Consider the following 19,307-nt stretch of genomic DNA (forward strand, 5'->3'; position numbering starts at 1 on the left):
AGGCTGCGCTGAAAGCGCATTTTTTAACTTTAGGCACTTTAGCTCACTTTAGTTCACTTTACACTCTTAACTAAATCTTGCTGTTTGAACTGGTACCAACATCTGCGCAAAAAACGCAGTTGTTGTGAATAAAGACTCTAACGGCGGTGTGCAAGTACGTCCGGATTAACCAGGTGATCCGGTACCTGCCCTCTTATGCCTGCCAAAAGATTTTCAGCCGCCATGACGGCCATCCTGCTTCGTGTCGCTATAGTTGCGCTTCCGACATGCGGAATAACCAGACAGTTTGGAAGAGTCATGAGCTTGTGATCGGACGGCAGCGGTTCCGGATCGGTAACATCCAGGGCAGCATAAGCGATTTTTTTTGAGCTTAGTGCTTCATAGAGGGCATCGGAATTAACAACGGGACCGCGGGACGTGTTAATGAGGATCGCCGTATCTTTCATCTTGGCGAGAGCAGCGCTATCAATTAAGGGATGTGTTTCCGGAGTAAGGGGAACGTGGAGGCTTATAAAATCCGCCTGTTCAAACAATTCATCGAGTGTACGGCACATCCTCGCACCGACCGTTTCTCCCTTTTCGGTCCTGCGGTGATCGTAATAGATGACGTCCATGTCAAATCCTCTTGCCCGCCGTGCCACTTCAAATCCGATTCGTCCCATACCAACGATTCCCAGAGTAGCGTGATGAATATCCCTCCCCAAAAGCTCCATCGGTTTGAACGTTTTCCACTTGTCAGTTCGAATGTAATCGATTCCTTCACCGAGACGTCTGGCAGCGGCCATCAGTAATGCAAAAGCGAGATCGGCAGTTGTTTCCGTCAGGACACCGGGTGTATTTCCCACGAGAATGCCCCGATCAGTTGCTGCCTGAATGTCGATGTTGTCAAACCCGACAGCATAATTACTGATGATTTTAAGCTGGTTTCCCGCCGCGTCCATGACTTCTCCGTCAATTCTGTCCGTTAGGAGCGGTAAAATTCCCACCGTACCACGAACCTTTTCTAACAGAATATTACGAGGCGGAGGCATATCCCCAGGCCATATTTCGGCGTCACAGGCATTTCTTACCATAGTTAAGCCTGCTTCCGGTATTAGCCGGGTTACGAATACCCTTGGCTTGTTCATGGCGTCATCCCTTCTGTTTGTGTTGTAGAACGGCATATGCTTCATCGTGAAACGGCGTTTTGATGTTCAATCGGGTACCGCTTTTGACAACATATCCCGTGAATGTTTCGATCTCTGATTGTTTCCTCTTTTCAAAGTCGAGTTGCAGCGAGGATTTCGTTTCGTAGGGGAAATTACGAGCCAGGGCAAGTGATTTCCGGACAACGTCATCGGGGAGAAAGACGTTGTGTGCCTTCGCCAGTGATTCTACTTCCCGCATCAATCCTTCAACCATCTTCACATTGTCTGGATCTTCCATTATTCCGCCGAAGGGTTTTCCTGTCATCGAAGTTATTCCCGCAAGAGAATCCATGAACACAAATTTTGTCCAGACGTCTGTTTTGATATTTGATGAGAGCGTGGCCTTTATCCCGGCATTTTTCAGGACTGACTCAATCTTTTTATACGGTTCGATTGAACCGTTTTCGGGACCGAAAATCAGTGTGCGGGGGCCGGCTACCTGTTGAATCTTGCCCGGTGAAACGATGCGTGAACTTATATAAACGCATCCGTTTAAAACACTTCCTTTATTGAAAATCGCTTTCAATCGTTCCGCATTATCCACACCATTTAGGAGAGTGATGATGACAGTATCATCATGGATATTGTTTGCCATGATTCGAGCAGCAGCGTCAAGACCGTAGCCCTTGACGCAAAGGATAATCACATCCACGGGACCCAGTTCTTCGGGATTGTCTGTGGTATATGCGGGTCTGGCAACAAACGTGCCTTCTTCCTGTGTCGTAACCTCAAGCCCGCTTTCCTTGATTTTTTCTAAATGCGGTCCCCGGACGACGAAGAAGATTTGATGATCATCTTTTGAGTCGTATTGCCGGGCCAGCTTGCCGCCGAAATAACCGCCAACGCCGCCGATTCCTACGATTGCAATTTTCATTTTTGACCTCCTCAACAACCTTGATTTCTTCTTCCGTCAGTTTATAGAGTTCATACACCAACCAGCTACTTCTCTTCGAATAATTCCGGGAACAGGGTAATGGCATACAGGGGGTAATTACAAATTCTACCGTCATGACGAAGGTTTAAAAGAGTTGTTCGTGACAATACAGTGGGATTAAATTGTTTGTCGAACGAGATGAGGCTTTTACTTTTCGGATTAATACCTGCTTTAGCTTCAAGTGGATAAATCTGAGAAGCAGATTCGCAAAGAAAATCTATTTCAGCTTTTTTCCCCTCACTTGTCCAATAATATAAATCCACCATTTTTTCTGAGCGCAATTGCTGGGCCACATAATTTTCCACGAAGGCGCCTTTGAATTCGTTGAACAAACGATCCTTGCCGGCAAGTAATTGGGGGGATAAATTGACCATCGCACCCAAAATGCCGACATCAAGGACAAAGACCTTGAAATTAGTTCTATTCATATATTCTTTTAACGGATTCTTCGCCGTTGTAACTTGATATGACTTGTATATTAAACCGGCATTTTCCAGCCACTCAAGAGCGCTTTCATACTCTCTGCCCCGGGCGCTTTTTCGGATTGCCGTAAAAACAAATTTTTTGTTTTCCTTTGCCAGGTGAGTTGGTATAGAATCCCATATCATTCCCAGTTTTGGAATGTCCGATGTGATTGCATGCTTGGAGAAATCAAGCAAATATGAAGCAATAATATCTTTCTGAATTTTCCGTACGTCATTCCAATTACCTGATTCAACAAAAAGCCTGACTGCTTCCGGCATCCCGCCGACAAAAAAATACCTGCCCAGCAAATCAAGTAATTCGTTATGGAATGGCAGAGGAAACGGAGAAAATTCAAATTTCATTTCTATTAACTGCCGGAGACCCGATTTCCCGACGGCATCCAGGAACTCAAGGAATGTCATCGGATACATATCAAGAAAACTAACTTTTCCAACCGGAAACGATCGAGGTTTGGACAGGGTTATGCCGATCAGTGAACCTGCAGCGGCAATGTGGTACTCCTGCGCCTGTTCACTGAAATACTTCAATGCATTTAAGGCGTTATTCGAGGCTTGAATTTCGTCAAAGATAATCAGGCACTTTCCCGGCTTTATTTCCTGATTCAGATGAAGAGACAGGTTAGAGATTATCTGGTTTGAATCAAGTTTTTGTTGGAAGAAATCATTGATTGCGGGATCTTCTTCGAAGTTTAAGTAGGCAGTGCTATCATACTCTTTTTTTCCAAACTCTTGCAGGATGTACGTTTTTCCAACCTGACGAGCGCCTCTTAAAAGCAAAGGTTTTCGTCTTTGGGATGTTTTCCACTCAAGCAATTTTTTGTAAATATCTCGCTTCATGCAAATTTCTATAACATATGCTTGACAGACATGTCAAGGCGATATGGAAAGTAATTGTGGATATAATCACACAATACGGACGAATAATGTGGTGATAATCACTTTTACCCCTCAATAATTTCTATTTCCTCTTTCGTTAAATCGTACAATTCATATATCAGTCGATCAATTTGCCGGTCCGTGAATTCAATCCACGCCCCCGCTTCTGGTGAAACAACTTTATTTTCCCAATCAGGGGAAGAATTTTCAGACATTATAAACCTCTTGTGAAGAAAGGAAGAAGTTAATGAAAGTATATTATGATGAAGAAGTAGATGCTCTGTACCTCCAGCTTGGTGATGAAAAACCAGATGGGGTTATTGAAATCGCAGAAGGTCTAAATATTGATACTACTACTGATGGAAAACTTGCCGGCATTGAAATACTCAAAGCATCAGAAAAACGGATATTCACTGATGGATGAACAGAATCTTATAATATTATGGGCGTCCCTGAAGTCCCCCCTTTTTTCCCAGTGCGGTAGTTCCGCTCGCTGGGATCTGTGCGGGGGGTGCCGAGCAATCGGCATTCCTACTGTGACTCTCACGTTTTACCCAGTGCCTTATTACTTTTAGCAGGAATGAGCTTAGACACGCAATCAGCTATTTTATTGCAGTAGATGGGGTTCATAACCTGATTTTCCTCATTAAAAAACCTCTTAATGCAGACAGATAGATTACTGGTACTTTTGGAGAAAACACCTTAAGCTCAACATTTGGTTCAGTAAATACCACTATCGTGTTAACCCAAATCTTTTTAAAACCACTTTCCTCAAGATATTTGCTTAATGAGAACGAGTGCCCGTTTCCCTGCTTAACAGGATTATAAAAAGGTGTTTTGTAATCATAGTTGATGACCTGACACCACTCTGACTTCTCTGCATTTCCATAGATAGTGCCCTGGTAGTTTTTTGTTTCTATTGTATATCACTGGTGTCCCAACGTTGTCATTTGAAAACGTTGTAACGCTTTAAAAACACATAAGATTAAGCGCAATATGTCCATTATCGATTTGAAATTTTCTCTTCCTGAATGTCATACTCCTGCATCAATTAAGCAGGAGATGACATATGAACTCAGGAAAAACAATATTTTCGCAACTAATGGAATTCCTCCCCATCCACGAATTTCGCAAATGCGTCGCACGATACAACGGCAATTACAAAGTAAAAAGCTTCTCTTGCTGGGACCAGTTTCTCTGCATGGCCTTTGCTCAACTCACTTACCGAGAAAGTCTGAGGGATATCCAGGCATGTCTCAGAGGAACGAGACACAAGCTCTACCATATGGGCATCCGTGGGAACGTCTCCCGCAATACCCTGGCCAATGCCAACAAGGTCAGAGACTGGCGAATCTACTCCGACTTCGCCCAGGTGCTCATCGGAAATGCCAGAAGACTGTACTCCAACGAAAGCTTCGGTTTGGAGCTGGATCAGACAGTCTACGCCCTGGATTCTACTACGATCGATCTGTGTCTTTCCCTGTTTCCGTGGGCAATATTCCGCAAGAGAAAGGGAGCAGTCAAGATGCATACTCTCCTGGATCTGCGGGGCAGTATTCCCACCGTGGTTATCATTACTCACGGACGCGTTCACGATGTCAATATCCTCGATCAGCTCATAATCGAAGCCGGCGCCATGTATATTATGGATCGCGGCTATCTCGACTTCGCTCGTCTTTTTATGATCCATCAGACTTCGGGTTTCTTCGTGATACGAGCCAAGCGCAACTTCAACTTCAGGAGACTGTACTCTCACACCATCGACAAATCAACAGGGATTCAATGCGACCAGACCATTGTACCCCAGAACTTCTATGCTCAAAAGAACTATCCGGAAAAACTACGGAGAATCCGGTATCTCGATGTGAATACCAACAAAAGGCTGGTCTTTCTTACCAACAATTTTACGCTTCCGGCAAAAACCATTGCGGATCTCTACAAATGCCGGTGGCAAGTAGAACTCTTTTTCAAGTGGATCAAACAACATCTGAGAATCAAGGCCTTTTACGGCACCTCGGAAAATGCGATAAAAACACAAATCTGGATTGCAATTTCCATCTATGTTCTGGTAGCTATCATCAAGAAGGAGTTGAAGCTGGATCAAAGTCTCTACACAATTTTACAGGTTTTGAGCGTCACGCTTTTTGAAAAAGAACCAATTTTACAAGTACTTATGAATAATGATTACATAAACCCAAACCCTGTCCCTTCTAACCAACTGAATTTATTCGAGTAACGTTGGGACAGTAGTGATTGTATATATGCCTTTAGGACAAATGACTATGTGGTCAATTTGGGAACGTCCAACAATCATGTCATTAAATATATACCAATCGTCTGGGAAGTCGGACAGTACTTCAGCTACTAAACTTTCCCCAGCTGCTCCTACATGAAATTTATGCCCTCTACTTATCAATGCTATCCCAGAGATAATTAAAATTGCCCCAACTATCCCAACTTCCGTGAAAAATATTAGGATTACTACACCGGTAACAACAAATCCTAAGCCAAGTCCTGCTCTTTTCTTAAAAGCAGAGTTAAGGCTTTCCTGTTATTTCAGCACTTTTGCCATGGTGTTCCCGATTGTTTGTGCTCATATCTTTTTGTTAAATCAGGTGCAGTGGCTGGTTAAGCAAATGGTCACTCCTCTACTCTTTACCTACCACAACATAGGGGCGAATCTTTTCAAGTTTTTTTGAACCAAACCCCTTCACTTTGAGCAAATCATCTACAGTTTTATAGGGGCGTCCAGCTATAATTCTTTCAGCAAGCATTGGACCGATTCCATTGATAACCATAAGTTTCTCTTTGCTGGCAGTGTTTAGATCAATTAAGCCATCTGAAAAGCTGTCTTTTTTTATCTGACTCTGTAATTCCTTTAATTCTTGATCCTCACTTCGTTGTGTTGCGCGGAATTCTGCAATCCGTTCCGGATCACTTTCCGACCAAATCCCGATACGTTTCAACATGGCCGAAGTTTCTAAATCACGAAGTCTTTCAATCATTTCGTTGCGTGGTATACCATTGGGCGTTTTCCTGCCCATACCGTAAGCACGAGCAAGACCGTTTTTAACAAGCAGACTCGCCAGGTCATCTCCATCAGCTGTAATGATGAACCCATATACACGGCCTTTGGCTGACCTTCCCATGGCGCTTGCAAAAGCTGTATGAACAGTGAAAGGTTTAGCAAGAATACGTTCAACAAAAGTTGTTGCTTCATTGCCAAAATGAATGGTACGTGTAGCAGGGGTTAGTCCAAAATGTCGTGCTTGCTCGCGTACCCTTTGCGCATCACTCTTAAAACTGGTAGAAGTTTCAGGACAGTCAACAAAATAAAGCCTTACATGGAAAGATTTTCCACCTGCTTCCGCAAAGAAGCTGTCCCCATCATTTGCTGGATTATTCACCAATCTTGCATTGGAGAACATCTGCAAATCAGCAGCATATGATGAAAAACTGCCCCCAAATATTAGCATTGCTGTCAGGAACAGAATTACGATCAGCAATTTTTTACTCAATCTATTCATAATAACTCCATATTGATTGTGTGCACGTTGCTTTTCAGCGGGCGCGGCTTTTTGCGCTCCGCTGCAAAAGCCTTGTTATACCAACCCTTTGAGTTTTGCTTCAACGTGCGAAATGTAGGTGCGGTTCTCGAATTCTACTTTGAATTCTGTTTCGCTACGTTTGCCTACGAAAAACCGGACATCCGGATTTTGACCTTGAATGATAAGGCACACGATTTCGAGTGCCTGCCTTTCAATGTCGGGGCCGAAGTAGATGGCCCTAAGTGCATCCGCTTCATACCCAAAAAGTGTGCCTGCATCCGAGTGTAGGGCACGCCATTCTTTTTCATATTTCCAAGTGCTTGATTTAGTGCAATACAGATCATCCAACAGCTTGTCGTGATTGCTGTTCACGATGAAGTCTACAATGTCAATGCGTGGAATGGTGTCGACATATCGAACTTGGCGGAGTTTTGTGAATGGATCTTTGTCCGTCTTGAACGCGAGACAAAACCCTTTGTATTGACCGCCATAGTGTGCCCACATGAGAAGGTCATCATTACGCTCGGAAAAACAAGTGACGCCTTTTGTATTCAAGAATGTTTCTCGTGCATCAGTGACGAATTTGTTGGCACCGCTAACTAATAGCTGTCGCAGTTCGTTAGGCGGTAACGACTCAAGTTGCCGCCTCAACGGCGGAGAAAGCGACGGATCACTCAGGTAGTGTTGCTTGACAAGTTCAAGTTGGTCAGGTGATGGATCCGCGACAGTTGCAGTGATTGCACAATCGAACGGATCATTGAATTTTCGCGGAGAGCCAAAGTAAAGCGATTGAGCTTTAAGGTTCATAAGGGAACTAACGTTGAAGCTCTCGTATTTGTAAACCGTCTCTGGACGATCGGCCATCATATTTCCTTTTTGGTATAACCATTGATTGACAGGCAAATTTGCCTTGCTCTATTATTTTCATTTTTATGGACGTCCTTCGTTTCCCTTGTGATTTACGACGCTTCAACGATCCTGATTTCGTCTTCTGTCAATTCGTATAATTCATAAACCAGTTTATCAATTTGACGGTCTGTGTTTTCAATCTGGCGCTGGAGAACGGTTTTTGTTTGAGGTACTTTGGCTTCGGCCAGTTGTTTTTTCAAATCAAGCATCTGCTCGACGAGATCGACCATCCGGTCGTGGCGGGCTATGTCGGTGGGGTCGGAGAAGTTGATGGTGCGGATGGGCAACTTCACCAAATTTACTTTTTTAATTTCAGCAAATAGTTTACCTTTTTCTGGAACAATTTTTTGATATATGTAAACCATTAGCTTTGAATTAATTATGCCAAGAATGTAGTTATAATGGTAACTTGTATTTTTTAATTCGACATTATAAATATTGTTTAGGTTGTAATGCTTTTCTTGGTCTATGACGGCTCGAATTCTATCGGAAGTTTGCCTTAAAATAATTTTACTTTTTTCAAACGGGGCCGTAAATCTTGGTTCGGCAAGCCATTCACCATATTTTATATATCTTTGTTCCAAAGGATATATCACATATCTGTCTATATCTTTCCCAATTAGATAATTTTTATATAGCTCGCCTTGTTTAGTATTGCTATCATAAACCCTGTTCTTTACCGTTTGTTCTATTTGTTTAGGCTTACCTTTGCCCTTTTGATAAGGTTTTATTCCCATTATGCAATTAGCCAATTCGCCCAAAGAGATAGAAATATTTTCTATCTTGGAAAACAAGTTTTTATTTACTGATAAATAAATTTCATAACGAGGATTAGTTGAAAAATCGTTTTGTCCTCTTTCATTAAGGAATATGTCGTCAAATTCACTTTCCTCTCTTAAGATTGCATATCTTATAATATTATTCTTCGATTGATTATTGTTGAAGACAAAGATGCAAGTGTCTCCTATGTCAGCGTCTTTAAAAACCTTATAATTAAGAATTAGAATATTTTCTATTGAATAATTTTCTAAAATAACTTTTCTAATATTTTTAAAATAATGCTGGGCAAGAAATACCGCTGGAGTGATATAGGATATTTTTCCGTTTCGTTTTAAGACACTGCTACCTCTTTCCATGAATATTACAAAGCTATTTAACTGGTATTCAAAAGAAGTATAATTTTTTAACAAATATTCTATCTCTTCATTTAGAAACAAAGCACCATACGGCGGATTCCCAATCACCGCATCGAAACCTCCATCCTGCATGATCTCGGGAAATTCGGTTTCCCAGTCAAAGACATTGACGCGGTACATCTCTTCTTCATCCAGGAGGCTTAACTGCTGCTCTTCGTAAAAGTCAGGGCCGATGAGGGAGTTGCCGCATTTGATATTGCTTCCCAGATCGGGGAGGGCCCGTTCCTGAAACAGGGCAAGCTGTTTTCCGATGGTTTCGGCGTTTTCATCTTCCAGGACTTTCAAAAGGAGTGAGAGCTTGGTGACCTCCACCGCCTGGGTGTCGATGTCAACGCCGTAGATATTGTTGAGGAGGATTCGCTTTTTTTCCGCCGTGGTCAATTTCCATTCTCCACCGGGTGCCTGGTAGAGGGCGGGGTTGCGACCTTTCGCCCATTTTTCCGGGTCATCGGCTATGTATTGATCCCTGTGCCAGTCGAGGAGATACTGATACGCGCCGATCAGGAACGAGCCGGAACCGCAGGCAGGATCCAGAATTTTGAGTTTACTCACCGCGCCACGCGAACCGGTCTTTTTACCTTCAACAAGCTTGCCGACGGTCTGCTTGACAATGTAGTCCACGATATATGTGGGGGTGTAATACACGCCGCCCGCCTTTTTGACCTCCGGCTTTTCTTCGACAATGGCACGGTGGCCCGGCGTTAAACGGATTACTTTTCCCAGAAATCGTTCATAGACCTGCCCCAGAATATCCGCCGGCAGTACGGAAAATTCATACGGGCTGTCCGGGTAGTAAAGATTCGTAAAAATATCCTTGAGGGGTTTATCGTCAATCGCGATATCAAGAGTAAGGTCGTCAGGGGGAGAAACGCGATCTTTTTCCTTTTTGAAATGGAAGAGGCCGGAGTTATAACGATCATCCGCCTGTTGAAACATCTGGCATAGCCGCCCGTAAATATGGCTGCCGTTTCGCAGAGCCATAAGTTGACCATAAGGTTCAATGCCTCTGTCTTCACAGATACGCAGAAAAATTACGCGGTCAATGGTACGCTGTACTGCAAAATTCAACTCGCGTCTCGTCAGACCGGGGTTCCGCAGGGCGATATTTCGGGCAAGTACTTCGCGCCATCGCTCAATTTCTTCGAGGAAGGCAGTGTCAACTTCGGCGGTTCCCCGCTTTACCCTGCTGGATTCAACATATTTATCAAAAGAACCTTTAAGGACAGATTCACGAGAGAAGATCGAGGCGATTTCATCCCAACGTTCAATATATTCATTATAAGTAAAGTAAAGGGTACGTGCCCTGGAAGGTTTGTCGGTCTTGACCGGTTTAATCCGGCAGTCATAGACGGCGAGTTCTTCAAAATCCGTAAGGATACTGAGCGGCAGCTTGGCCGACCAGGCGTAACGACGAAGCTGGTAAGCAGGAGGGGTTTCTTGCTTGATATCGACCGACGGCTTCTTTGCTTCCAGAAAGAATTTACGTGTTCCGCCAATGCGAAAGCAGTAATCGGGGGCCTTTGTGGCGCTGCCTATTTTAATGGCATCTTCATGTATTACGTCCTTATATGCCTCCGCATAGCCTTGTTTGTTGTAGACATCCCAACCGAGAGCATTGAAGAAGGGGTTGATAAATTCCTGTCGAACCTGTGCCTCATTGTACCGGCCTGACCGATAGGTATCAATATTACGATCAAAACGCTCAACAAGTTCATGTATTTCTTCAGGAGCTGACATCTTTTACCCACCTTAATGAAAATCAATATAGGGAATACAGCAGATTTGTCAATATATTTCAGCCCAAGAATAATGCATTCGTAAAAAGTCATAAACTGCACCATTTGTCATGCTGAACTTGTTTCAGCATCTAATTATTTCAGTAAGTTAGAGACCCTGAATGATCCTGAAACAAGTCCAGGACATGATTTTGGGTGACAAAAAAAGACTTTTTACGAGTGCATCAAGAATGAAAAGGCAAAACCACGATTGGAATTCCCGGGGCTTGAAAACGGCTTGACAATGGTTTTGATCTTGTGGTATCCAGCCCGTTCACATTGTGGACAAGCATATAGTTCAGGAGGCCGGTTAAAATATATAAGTTTTTTTCCTCAATCAAACTTACAATATCTCTATTTCTTGCTTTAGCCATAACATCTATTTTTGGCACAGTAGTCCAGCAGGGACTACCCCTTGCAAGGTATGAGGCGCTGTATGGCCCCAAGGTATTCTCCCTTCTAAAATTCTTCGACATTTTCGACATGTACCACTCCTGGTGGTTTACTCTGCTTCTAATATTGTTATCAGTAAATATAATTGCCTGTACAGCCAAACAGATTCCACGCATTATCAAATTAACCCTCCCTGAAAAGAATAAATTTGATGACGGGCCCTTTGGTTCATCACAGATTAATAAAAATGTTCAATGTCACAAGAGTTTGTCTGACCTCGAACAGGAAACAACATCCCTGCTGAAATCGCTTGTTTCTCTGCCGGTTCAAGTAAGAAAAGATGACAAAAGCTATTTCTTTTCCGAAAAGGGCAGATATTCCAGAATGGGGTTTATTTTTATCCATTTCAGTATTCTTCTGATTCTGGGAGGCGGATTGATCGGGGCTATCTGGGGCTTTGACGGTCAGATGAATATTGTCGAAGGAAAGACTGCGGATACAATGTTCCTGTATGGTGGTAAGGGAGCAAAGAAACTCGGGTTTGAAGTCCGCTGCGACAAATTTAAAGTCGATTTTTACAAGACAGGCCAACCAAAAGAATATAGAAGTGATCTGACTATTTTAGAAGACGGAAAGAAAGTTCTTTCCAAAGCAATCATGGTAAATCATCCCCTGATCTATAAAGGGTTCAAGCTTTGCCAGGCGACTTATGGAATTGCGGAAACTGACAATTTTCAGATCGTTGTAAAAAATGAAAAGACAGGAAAAGAAACCGTATTAACACCTAACCTGATGGAAAAAATCTCTCTGCCGGACAGCAAGTTTTCATTTGCAATTGCCAAATTTATGCCCAATTATCAGAATCATGGCCCTGCTGTCCTGGGAGTCCTGATTGAACCGGAGAAGACACATGAGATGCTCTGGCTCTTCAAGGGTCATAATCAGCAAATGAAGGATTTATCCTTTATGTTTAAAGACTTTGATAGTCGTTATTATACCGGCATACAGGTGAGCAGGAGTTACGGTGTATACATTGTCTGGGCCGGCTGTATTCTTATCCTGGTCGGTTTTGTGCTGAGCCTCTTTTTCACACACACAAAAGTATGGTTACGGATTTCAGAGCGGAAAGACGGCTGTGAGGTTAAAATCGCTGCCAGTGTAAACAGGAACAGGAAAGATTTTGAAGAAAAACTGGAAAAACTCGTCATGGAATTACAGGCGGAATAGAACATCATGAGTGATACTTTTATTATCAGTATTGTAACATTTATTTATTTTGCTGCTGCGTTTAGCTACTTGATTTCCTTTGTTTTCAGTAAGAAACCAGTGGCTGTTGCGGCATTGGCGCTTACCGTTTTGGGAATAACAGCTCAAACAGCGGCATTTATCATCCGCTGGATTGATTCTTACCAATTGGGAATCGGTCACATCCCTCTCGCAAACTTTTATGAATCCATTGTGTTTTTTTCATGGTCTATCATTTTTATATATTTAGTTATGGGGAGGCGTTATAAAAACAGTTTAATCGGCGCCCTGGCTAACTTATTTGCTTTTATCCTGCTGGCTTATGCCTCTTTATCCGGAGATATGGAATCCCAGATCCAGCCATTAGTTCCCGCCCTTCAAAGCAACTGGTTAACAAGCCACGTTATAAGCTGTTTTTTTGGCTATGCGTGTTTTGCCATCTCGTTCGGGACCAGCATACTTTATCTGATAAGGCAGAGATTCAAGAAAAACCCTGTTAATTTCTTGCCTGAACCTGAATTTTTAGATGAAGTGACCTACAAGATGATATCAATCGGATTTGTGCTTTTGACGCTGGGTATCATTACCGGTGCCGCCTGGGCCGATCATGCCTGGGGAAGATATTGGGGCTGGGATCCTAAGGAGACCTGGTCATTGATTACATGGCTGATTTATGCGGCCTTTCTTCATGCACGTCTTGTCAGGGGATGGAAAGGAACAAGAATGTCTTTGATTTCCATCTTCGGTTTCCTCGCCGTTATTTTCACCTACCTGGGAGTAAATTATGTCCTTTCAGGCCTTCACAGTTATCTTTAATACAAAACAAAAAAAGGGGCGAGAATTTGTCCGTCTCACGAAGATATCCTGCCGTGCAGCAAATGCCATGGAGAACCTCACTCCAAAAGCATGCTGAAGGGCAGAAAAGAATGCGGTGAGTGTCATGGTATTGCACATGACCTGCTAATGTAGGCTGTCTTCACTTTTTGATTATTTTTATAATAACCGGCAAGGCGCTTTCTCCTTTTGAAGGGAAAGCGCCTTTTTTTCTACACCCTTATAAATTGAGACAATATATTTTGATGCTGCCATAAATTCTTACGCTAAAAGTCCTTGACTCAAATCCCTAACCCATACTAAATAAGAATGTAACTACTCAGGAGTCAGAAGCCAGAATTCAGCAGACAGAAGAAAAAATAAAATACTTTCAGGAGAAAAGATTGATTACCAGATACTCACGAGAAGAGATGGCTTCAATCTGGAGCCAGGAAAACAGGTTTCAAAAGTGGCTTGATATAGAGATTTTGGCATGCGAAGCCCTTGCCTTAAAAGGTGAAATACCGGAAAAGTCTTTGAAGAATATCAAAGAAAAAGCCGGCTTTGACATAGGGCGGATTGATGAAATAGAAAAGACAACCAGGCATGATGTGGTAGCTTTCCTGACCTGTGTTTCCGAAAGGGTAGGGGAGGATTCCCGTTATATACATATGGGGTTGACTTCTTCGGATATCCTCGATACATCTCTTGCCGTTTTATTGAAAGAGGCATCTGAAATCCTCATCAAGGGCATTGATGAGCTGTTGACCGTTCTGAAAAAGAAAGCTTTCAAACATAAAGATACCCTGATGATAGGCAGATCTCACGGGATACATGCAGAGCCGATCACCTTTGGTTTAAAGATGGCCCTCTGGTATCAGGAGATGGAGCGTAACAGGGAAAGAATGATGAGAGCAAGGGATGTCATAAGCTATGGGAAAATATCAGGGGCCGTTGGTACTTTCCCCTTTGTTGATCCATCCGTTGAAGAATACATTTGTCTTAACCTTGGGCTCAGACCTGCTCCTATTTCAACACAGATTGTTCAGAGGGACAGGCATGCCGAATATTTTTCGACTCTGGCGATCATTGCATCTTCCATTGATAAGTTTGCCCAGGAGATAAGACTGCTTCAGAGAACCGAGGTACGTGAGGCGGAGGAATTTTTTTCACCGGGGCAGAAGGGTTCGTCAGCAATGCCCCACAAGCGGAATCCTGTCCTCTCAGAAAATCTTTCCGGTCTTGCCCGTCTGGTGAGGTCCTATGCTGCCGCATCTCTTGATAATGTTGCCCTCTGGCATGAACGGGACATCAGCCACTCTTCGGTTGAGAGGGTCATCGCTCCTGATGCAACGATACTTCTCGACTTTATGTTGAATCGATTCTCGGGGCTTCTGGATAAACTGCTTATTTATCCGGAAAGAATGGTTTCAAATCTCAATATGACCAGAGGGTTGATTTTTTCCCAGATGGTTCTTTTGAAACTAATTGAGAAGGAAATTTCACGGGAGGATGCTTACGCTATTGTGCAGAGAAATGCGATGAAGTCATGGGAAGAGGCACTTGAGTTTAAGCAGTTGTTGATAAAAGACAGGGAAGTTATGTCATGTTTGAGCACTGAAGAGATTGAAAGCGTCTTTAGTATGGATAATTTTTTAAAACATGTGAACTACATCTTTTCAAGGGTATTTGGAGATGAAAAATGAAGAAGTGTTCCTGGTTGGTTTTTGGGATTTTACTAATATTCTGTATCGGTTGCACACAACTTAAAGGTTATGTTGAAATAGTTAAAGACGAGAGCATCTCGAAAGAATATCTGAACGTATTGGACAAGTGGACAAGGGACAAGACGGTGTACTCTCAATTTGAAACAAAAGTCCGTATTGCAGCAACCTATAAAAACAGTGAATTCAACAAGGCCTATCTTTCAGAATATTCGAGGATATATTCCTTAACTGAACCGGAGAAAAAATCAAAAGAGGAGACGCTGACGGATATTTCTTCTGATTTTACCGAGTTTCTCTTTTATGCCTATACTCCCGATAAAGATTCAAATGACTTTGACAGGCGGGATTCTATCTGGACGATATTCCTCTTGGATGAAAAGGGAAACAGGGTATATCCTGTAGAGGTGAGAAAAATTAAGAAAATTACGCCGGTAATAAAAGAGTTTTATCCCTACATAAATAAATATTACGGGATGTTTTACAGTCTTAAATGTCTACCGCTCTCTTCTGCTGAAGGTGATTCCAAGCACCTGAAGTTGGTTTTTGCCAGTGTACTCGGGAGGGTTGAGCTTGAGTGGCCCCAATTACCCTGATTACTAAAATCCATCCCCTTTTAATGACGTGGCAATCATCCTGTATTCGCCCCCGAACCATTCCTTTTTTATCAGCCTGTCTTCTGAGACGGACAGGTTTTTTTCATTTATAAGAGCAAAAAAATCTTTCTCATAGGTTACATTACCAAAATCGATAGTTGTAACATATTTGAGTTTCGGCTTGATAAACTCTATGAACCCTATCTTTTTTTTGAACATGGTCTGAAAAAAGATAATCTCTCCGCCAGGTTTAAGCCAACCTTTAATTCGATCCAGAACAAGCTTCTGGTCATCGAAAAGCATGAAACTCATACTAAATAGAATAAAATCAAAAAATTCTCTCCTCGGCGGTTCGTAGGCCTCTACAGGCTCGTGGTGAATTTTGATGTAATCTTCAAGCTGGTAGGTTTCAATGAGACGGTAACAGTGATTTATATAGCTTTTATTAATATCAATTCCGGTTATTTTCAACTCCTTGGATTTAATCAATGGGTGGTAATTTTTTATCATCACCCCGTTGCCGATGCCCACGTCGAGAACATTGGAGTTATCCGAAAAATAATCGAGGCAATTATTGTAACAGTGGTCGGTCACGTCATTGATTATCAATTTGTATAGCAGATTTTTCATAATATAAAATCGAGTTTTTCTAAGAATCAATCTCTGATGTATTCGTAAAAAGTCATAAACTGCATCATTTGTCGTCCTGAACTTGTTTCAGGATCTCACTTGTTTCAGCATCTAATAATTTCAGTAAGTTAGAGACCCTGAAATAAATTCAGGGTGACAAAAAATGGCTTTTTACGAGACTGTCAATTTCTACATTCCAGGGATTTTCCGTGACCCGCTACGAAGAACGTCAACGTGAAAGCTTTGCATAATACAAACAAGGTCATTGCGAGCGATAGCGAAGCAATCTCTAATCCACTGTAATTATGAAAGATTGCCGCGTCGCTCTGCTCCTCGCAATGACTAAGGCCGCAATTATGCAAAGGTTTTAACGTATCGTTATCTCTTTAAGTTTATTCCATGTTTTCTCGGAGTACCAGATATCGACAAATTCACGGATAACATCTTTTTCTTTTTTTGCCATTTCTTCAGCTACCGGCTTTCGCAAAATACCTTTGACGCTTCTGAAAGCGGCGCTGTCTTTCTTAGCTAAATCGTGGGCTACCTTTCCGGCATCCTCCATCAAAGTATCCTGGGAAGATACCCTGTCAACAAGCCCCATCTGGTTTGCTTCCTCCGCAGAATACATTGAGCCACCGTAGAGGATTGACTGGGCATTCTTTTGTCCGACACAATATTTAAGCATTTCAACGCTTCCGGCAAGCACTGTTGAACCAAAGCCGATTTCATTTAACGCGATTTTTGCTTTACCGGAAACCATTATTCTATAGTCACATGTCGTGGCAAGCATACAGCCCCCGGCCATCGTATGGCCGTTTAATGCGGCCACAACAGGTTTTGGAAAGAGGAACATGTACGTGTAGAGATCGGTGAATTTAGTCAAAAACTTTGTGAAAGAATCTTTTGAATAGCTTAAAAATTCGGGAATATCAAAACCAAAGGAAAAAAAGTTGCCCTGGCCCGTTAAAATTATAGCCTTGACAGTTTCATCCTTTTCTAACTCTATTAAAGAGCTGTTGATTTGATCGATAGCCGATTCATTGAGTGCATTTACTTTCCCCCTGCTCAGGGTAAGCGTTGCAACGCTGTCATCTTTTGAAACAATAATAAAACTCATGAAGAACTCTTCCTCTCTTACAGGTAGTGCAGGAAAGTTACCAAAAGGTTTTATGAAAGCCTTGCATAATACCCACAATGTCATTGCGAACGCAGTGAAGCAATCTCAAATTATCTGTAATTACAAATAGATTGCCACGTCGCTTTGCTCCTCGCAATGACCAGAAAAGTAGTTATGCAAACGTCTCATTTCGTTTCTTGGATTTCCCGGATTCTCTTTTTAGGGGAAAACGTTTATTTAAACTCCAATATTGATGTTCTCGTAAAAAGTCATAAACTGCACCATTTGTCGTCCTGAACTTGTTTCAGGATCTCACTTGTTTCAGCATCTAATTATTTCAGCAAGTTAGAGACCCTGAAATAAATTCAGGGTGACAAAAAAAGACTTTTTACGAGACCATCAATATTATATTATAGATAAAATGGTTGTGAAACATCTCTTTTGTACCTAATTTTAAAAGTGAAGCTCCCCGCCCACAGGGCGGGGAGCCCAGCAATTAGCCAGTCACTTTTTCAAAGATCTGTTTTATTCCTTCTGCACCGCCTAACGGTATTCCTATATGTTGAGGAGGAACCGAGTAATCTCGAGGGTTTATCCGGATTAGAGTGCCGCCGTGCATCTGGACTATATATTCGGATTTCATCCGAACGGTTGGCACAGATTCTCCTGCTCCCATTTCAACCACCACTAATTTCATTTTTTCATCGTGCACTCTCTTTAACCATTTTCTCATTTGCTGGCTCTGTTCATCGGTTCTGTGGGGGAGCCAATTCCAGTCGCCAAACATCAGGATATTGGGTCTGGCAACCATGCCGCAGTCTGCACATTTGGGCAATGGTTCTTCTGCCTTGAACGTATCCTCGTCTACTTCAACTTCTGTCCGGTTCGCATCCCATATTTTATGACTGCAAACGTTGCTGCATTGAAGATAATGAATTGAACCGTGGCACTCTTCTATGCGGTCTTTTCCATAACCGGCTTTCTGGAATTGTCCATCGACATTAGAGGTGAAGACAAAATAACCTCCGATTTTCTGTTCAGCTATTTCCAGAAGCTGGGTAAAACCTTTATGCGGCTGTGTCTTTCTGTAAAGATTTAACCGGTGCCCATAGAATGCCCAGGCTAATTGGGGGTCGCTGTGAAACCACCGTGGATTTGCCATTTCACTAAACGACAGTTCCAGTTTGGCAATCGGCGGGTAAGCTTTCCAAAATCCTTTATTTCCCCTGAAATCGGGCAGTCCTGAATCAACGCCTATGCCTGCTCCTGCAGTTATCAGAACCGTATCTGCATTTTTAAGCGCCAATGCGGCCTTTTTTATATCTTCTTTTATTTTCATTGGAGTAAACACACCCGTCCATACAATCAGGCCAGTTATATACTTACTTCATTTTGTGTTTGTTAATCGTCTCTTTGAGATGAGCCACGTATTTTTCAGCTCCTCCTCTTCGGTAACCGGTTGTCCCTAATAACTCTCCATCGGGACTCAGTATGATGATGGTGGGAAAACCGCGAACTTTAAATTTTTCCATTAACTTTCCATTTTCTTCCTTGCGCTTTTTGCTCTGGTATTTTTTACTGGGAAAGTCAATCAACACGCAAACTAAATTTTCTTTTGCGAATGTTTTGAAGGCCTCATGGCTCAATACTTCTTTCTCCAGTTTCATGCACCAGGAACACCAATCTGATCCGCTAAAGTCAAGCAGAAGATATTTGCCTGAAGTTTTTGCTTCTGATGAAGCTTTTTCAAAATCTTCATTCCAGTTTTCGGCTTGTGCTGCTATGCCAAAGGATAAAATAATTGTGATGAGAAAACCTATGATAAAAGCTTTTTTCATTGGGCACACTCCTTTGAGTCGTTTTACTGATTGATCGTAAA

The 19,307-nt window shown here is 42.4% G+C and carries 17 protein-coding genes; 6 read left to right on the plus strand and 11 right to left on the minus strand.

Features of this window, described 5'->3' with window-relative positions:
• Window positions 1–137: 137 nt before the first annotated feature.
• From Q7J27_04825 to Q7J27_04840, 4 genes are all read right to left on the minus strand, one after another.
• Window positions 138–1,127 carry a D-glycerate dehydrogenase gene (locus tag Q7J27_04825; protein MDO9528469.1) on the minus strand — a complete coding sequence of 330 codons (990 nt, stop codon included), beginning with the start codon at window positions 1,125–1,127 and terminating at the stop codon, window positions 138–140.
• A gap of 4 nt (window positions 1,128–1,131) precedes the next feature.
• Window positions 1,132–2,061 (minus strand): 2-dehydropantoate 2-reductase, encoded by a 930-nt coding sequence (locus Q7J27_04830; GenBank protein MDO9528470.1) that lies wholly within the window; start codon window positions 2,059–2,061, stop codon window positions 1,132–1,134.
• Between the two features lie 65 nt (window positions 2,062–2,126).
• On the minus strand, window positions 2,127–3,443 hold the full coding sequence (locus Q7J27_04835; protein MDO9528471.1) for an ATP-binding protein: 1,317 nt from the start codon (window positions 3,441–3,443) through the stop codon (window positions 2,127–2,129).
• A gap of 104 nt (window positions 3,444–3,547) precedes the next feature.
• On the minus strand, window positions 3,548–3,697 hold the full coding sequence (locus Q7J27_04840; protein ID MDO9528472.1) for a hypothetical protein: 150 nt from the start codon (window positions 3,695–3,697) through the stop codon (window positions 3,548–3,550).
• Between the two features lie 32 nt (window positions 3,698–3,729).
• Here Q7J27_04840 and Q7J27_04845 point away from each other — a divergent pair, with 32 nt between their 5' ends.
• Window positions 3,730–3,906 (plus strand): DUF2283 domain-containing protein, encoded by a 177-nt coding sequence (locus Q7J27_04845; protein ID MDO9528473.1) that lies wholly within the window; start codon window positions 3,730–3,732, stop codon window positions 3,904–3,906.
• 645 nt (window positions 3,907–4,551) lie between these two features.
• Window positions 4,552–5,718 carry an IS4 family transposase gene (locus Q7J27_04850; GenBank protein ID MDO9528474.1) on the plus strand — a complete coding sequence of 389 codons (1,167 nt, stop codon included), beginning with the start codon at window positions 4,552–4,554 and terminating at the stop codon, window positions 5,716–5,718.
• Between the two features lie 412 nt (window positions 5,719–6,130).
• Here Q7J27_04850 and Q7J27_04855 read toward each other — a convergent pair whose 3' ends face one another.
• The 3 genes from Q7J27_04855 to Q7J27_04865 form a co-directional block, all read right to left on the minus strand.
• Window positions 6,131–7,009: a helix-hairpin-helix domain-containing protein gene (locus Q7J27_04855; protein MDO9528475.1), complete on the minus strand. Its 879-nt coding sequence runs from the start codon at window positions 7,007–7,009 to the stop codon at window positions 6,131–6,133.
• Between the two features lie 75 nt (window positions 7,010–7,084).
• Entirely contained in the window at window positions 7,085–7,837 is a 753-nt protein-coding gene (locus Q7J27_04860) for a DUF2971 domain-containing protein (protein ID MDO9528476.1), read from the minus strand.
• A gap of 152 nt (window positions 7,838–7,989) precedes the next feature.
• Window positions 7,990–10,872, minus strand: coding sequence for an N-6 DNA methylase (locus Q7J27_04865; protein ID MDO9528477.1), 2,883 nt, complete (start codon window positions 10,870–10,872; stop codon window positions 7,990–7,992).
• 419 nt (window positions 10,873–11,291) lie between these two features.
• Between Q7J27_04865 and Q7J27_04870 the strand changes: the two genes are divergently transcribed.
• The 4 genes from Q7J27_04870 (at window position 11,292) to Q7J27_04885 (ending at window position 15,681) form a co-directional block, all read left to right on the plus strand.
• The gene (locus Q7J27_04870; GenBank protein ID MDO9528478.1) at window positions 11,292–12,530 is read left to right on the plus strand and encodes a cytochrome c biogenesis protein ResB; all 1,239 of its coding nucleotides are present in this window, start codon (window positions 11,292–11,294) and stop codon (window positions 12,528–12,530) included.
• A gap of 6 nt (window positions 12,531–12,536) precedes the next feature.
• Window positions 12,537–13,364 (plus strand): c-type cytochrome biogenesis protein CcsB, encoded by an 828-nt coding sequence (ccsB, locus tag Q7J27_04875; protein ID MDO9528479.1) that lies wholly within the window; start codon window positions 12,537–12,539, stop codon window positions 13,362–13,364.
• A gap of 401 nt (window positions 13,365–13,765) precedes the next feature.
• A complete protein-coding gene (gene purB / locus Q7J27_04880) occupies window positions 13,766–15,067 on the plus strand; it encodes an adenylosuccinate lyase (protein ID MDO9528480.1) in 1,302 nt (433 codons plus the stop codon).
• Window positions 15,064–15,681: a hypothetical protein gene (locus tag Q7J27_04885; GenBank protein MDO9528481.1), complete on the plus strand. Its 618-nt coding sequence runs from the start codon at window positions 15,064–15,066 to the stop codon at window positions 15,679–15,681. The genes purB and Q7J27_04885 overlap by 4 nt, the downstream gene beginning before the upstream one ends.
• Window positions 15,682–15,684: 3 nt before the next feature.
• On the opposite strand, the gene Q7J27_04890 is transcribed toward Q7J27_04885, so the two are convergent.
• The 4 genes from Q7J27_04890 to Q7J27_04905 all read right to left on the minus strand — a co-directional run bounded on the left by Q7J27_04890 (window position 15,685) and on the right by Q7J27_04905 (window position 19,266).
• Window positions 15,685–16,311 carry a class I SAM-dependent methyltransferase gene (locus Q7J27_04890; GenBank protein MDO9528482.1) on the minus strand — a complete coding sequence of 209 codons (627 nt, stop codon included), beginning with the start codon at window positions 16,309–16,311 and terminating at the stop codon, window positions 15,685–15,687.
• Between the two features lie 367 nt (window positions 16,312–16,678).
• Window positions 16,679–17,428, minus strand: coding sequence for an enoyl-CoA hydratase/isomerase family protein (locus Q7J27_04895; protein ID MDO9528483.1), 750 nt, complete (start codon window positions 17,426–17,428; stop codon window positions 16,679–16,681).
• A gap of 496 nt (window positions 17,429–17,924) precedes the next feature.
• Complete coding sequence (locus Q7J27_04900; protein ID MDO9528484.1) at window positions 17,925–18,767, minus strand: Sir2 family NAD-dependent protein deacetylase; 843 nt, start codon at window positions 18,765–18,767, stop codon at window positions 17,925–17,927.
• A gap of 43 nt (window positions 18,768–18,810) precedes the next feature.
• Window positions 18,811–19,266: a thioredoxin family protein gene (locus Q7J27_04905; GenBank protein ID MDO9528485.1), complete on the minus strand. Its 456-nt coding sequence runs from the start codon at window positions 19,264–19,266 to the stop codon at window positions 18,811–18,813.
• Window positions 19,267–19,307 lie beyond the last annotated feature (41 nt).

This window comes from Syntrophales bacterium (assembly GCA_030655775.1).
Classification (GTDB): domain Bacteria; phylum Desulfobacterota; class Syntrophia; order Syntrophales; family JADFWA01; genus JAUSPI01.

What these genes read in the sequence shown, in the direction of transcription:
- Q7J27_04825 (MDO9528469.1), bottom strand. Translation starts at nt 1,127, where the DNA reads ATGAACAAGCCAAGGGTATTCGTAACCCGGCTAATACCGGAAGCAGGC.
- Q7J27_04830 (MDO9528470.1), bottom strand. Translation starts at nt 2,061, where the DNA reads ATGAAAATTGCAATCGTAGGAATCGGCGGCGTTGGCGGTTATTTCGGC.
- Q7J27_04835 (MDO9528471.1), bottom strand. Translation starts at nt 3,443, where the DNA reads ATGAAGCGAGATATTTACAAAAAATTGCTTGAGTGGAAAACATCCCAA.
- Q7J27_04840 (MDO9528472.1), bottom strand. Translation starts at nt 3,697, where the DNA reads ATGTCTGAAAATTCTTCCCCTGATTGGGAAAATAAAGTTGTTTCACCA.
- Q7J27_04845 (MDO9528473.1), top strand. Translation starts at nt 3,730, where the DNA reads ATGAAAGTATATTATGATGAAGAAGTAGATGCTCTGTACCTCCAGCTT.
- Q7J27_04850 (MDO9528474.1), top strand. Translation starts at nt 4,552, where the DNA reads ATGAACTCAGGAAAAACAATATTTTCGCAACTAATGGAATTCCTCCCC.
- Q7J27_04855 (MDO9528475.1), bottom strand. Translation starts at nt 7,009, where the DNA reads ATGAATAGATTGAGTAAAAAATTGCTGATCGTAATTCTGTTCCTGACA.
- Q7J27_04860 (MDO9528476.1), bottom strand. Translation starts at nt 7,837, where the DNA reads ATGAACCTTAAAGCTCAATCGCTTTACTTTGGCTCTCCGCGAAAATTC.
- Q7J27_04865 (MDO9528477.1), bottom strand. Translation starts at nt 10,872, where the DNA reads ATGTCAGCTCCTGAAGAAATACATGAACTTGTTGAGCGTTTTGATCGT.
- ccsB (MDO9528479.1), top strand. Translation starts at nt 12,537, where the DNA reads ATGAGTGATACTTTTATTATCAGTATTGTAACATTTATTTATTTTGCT.
- Q7J27_04885 (MDO9528481.1), top strand. Translation starts at nt 15,064, where the DNA reads ATGAAGAAGTGTTCCTGGTTGGTTTTTGGGATTTTACTAATATTCTGT.
- Q7J27_04890 (MDO9528482.1), bottom strand. Translation starts at nt 16,311, where the DNA reads ATGAAAAATCTGCTATACAAATTGATAATCAATGACGTGACCGACCAC.
- Q7J27_04895 (MDO9528483.1), bottom strand. Translation starts at nt 17,428, where the DNA reads ATGAGTTTTATTATTGTTTCAAAAGATGACAGCGTTGCAACGCTTACC.
- Q7J27_04900 (MDO9528484.1), bottom strand. Translation starts at nt 18,767, where the DNA reads ATGAAAATAAAAGAAGATATAAAAAAGGCCGCATTGGCGCTTAAAAAT.
- Q7J27_04905 (MDO9528485.1), bottom strand. Translation starts at nt 19,266, where the DNA reads ATGAAAAAAGCTTTTATCATAGGTTTTCTCATCACAATTATTTTATCC.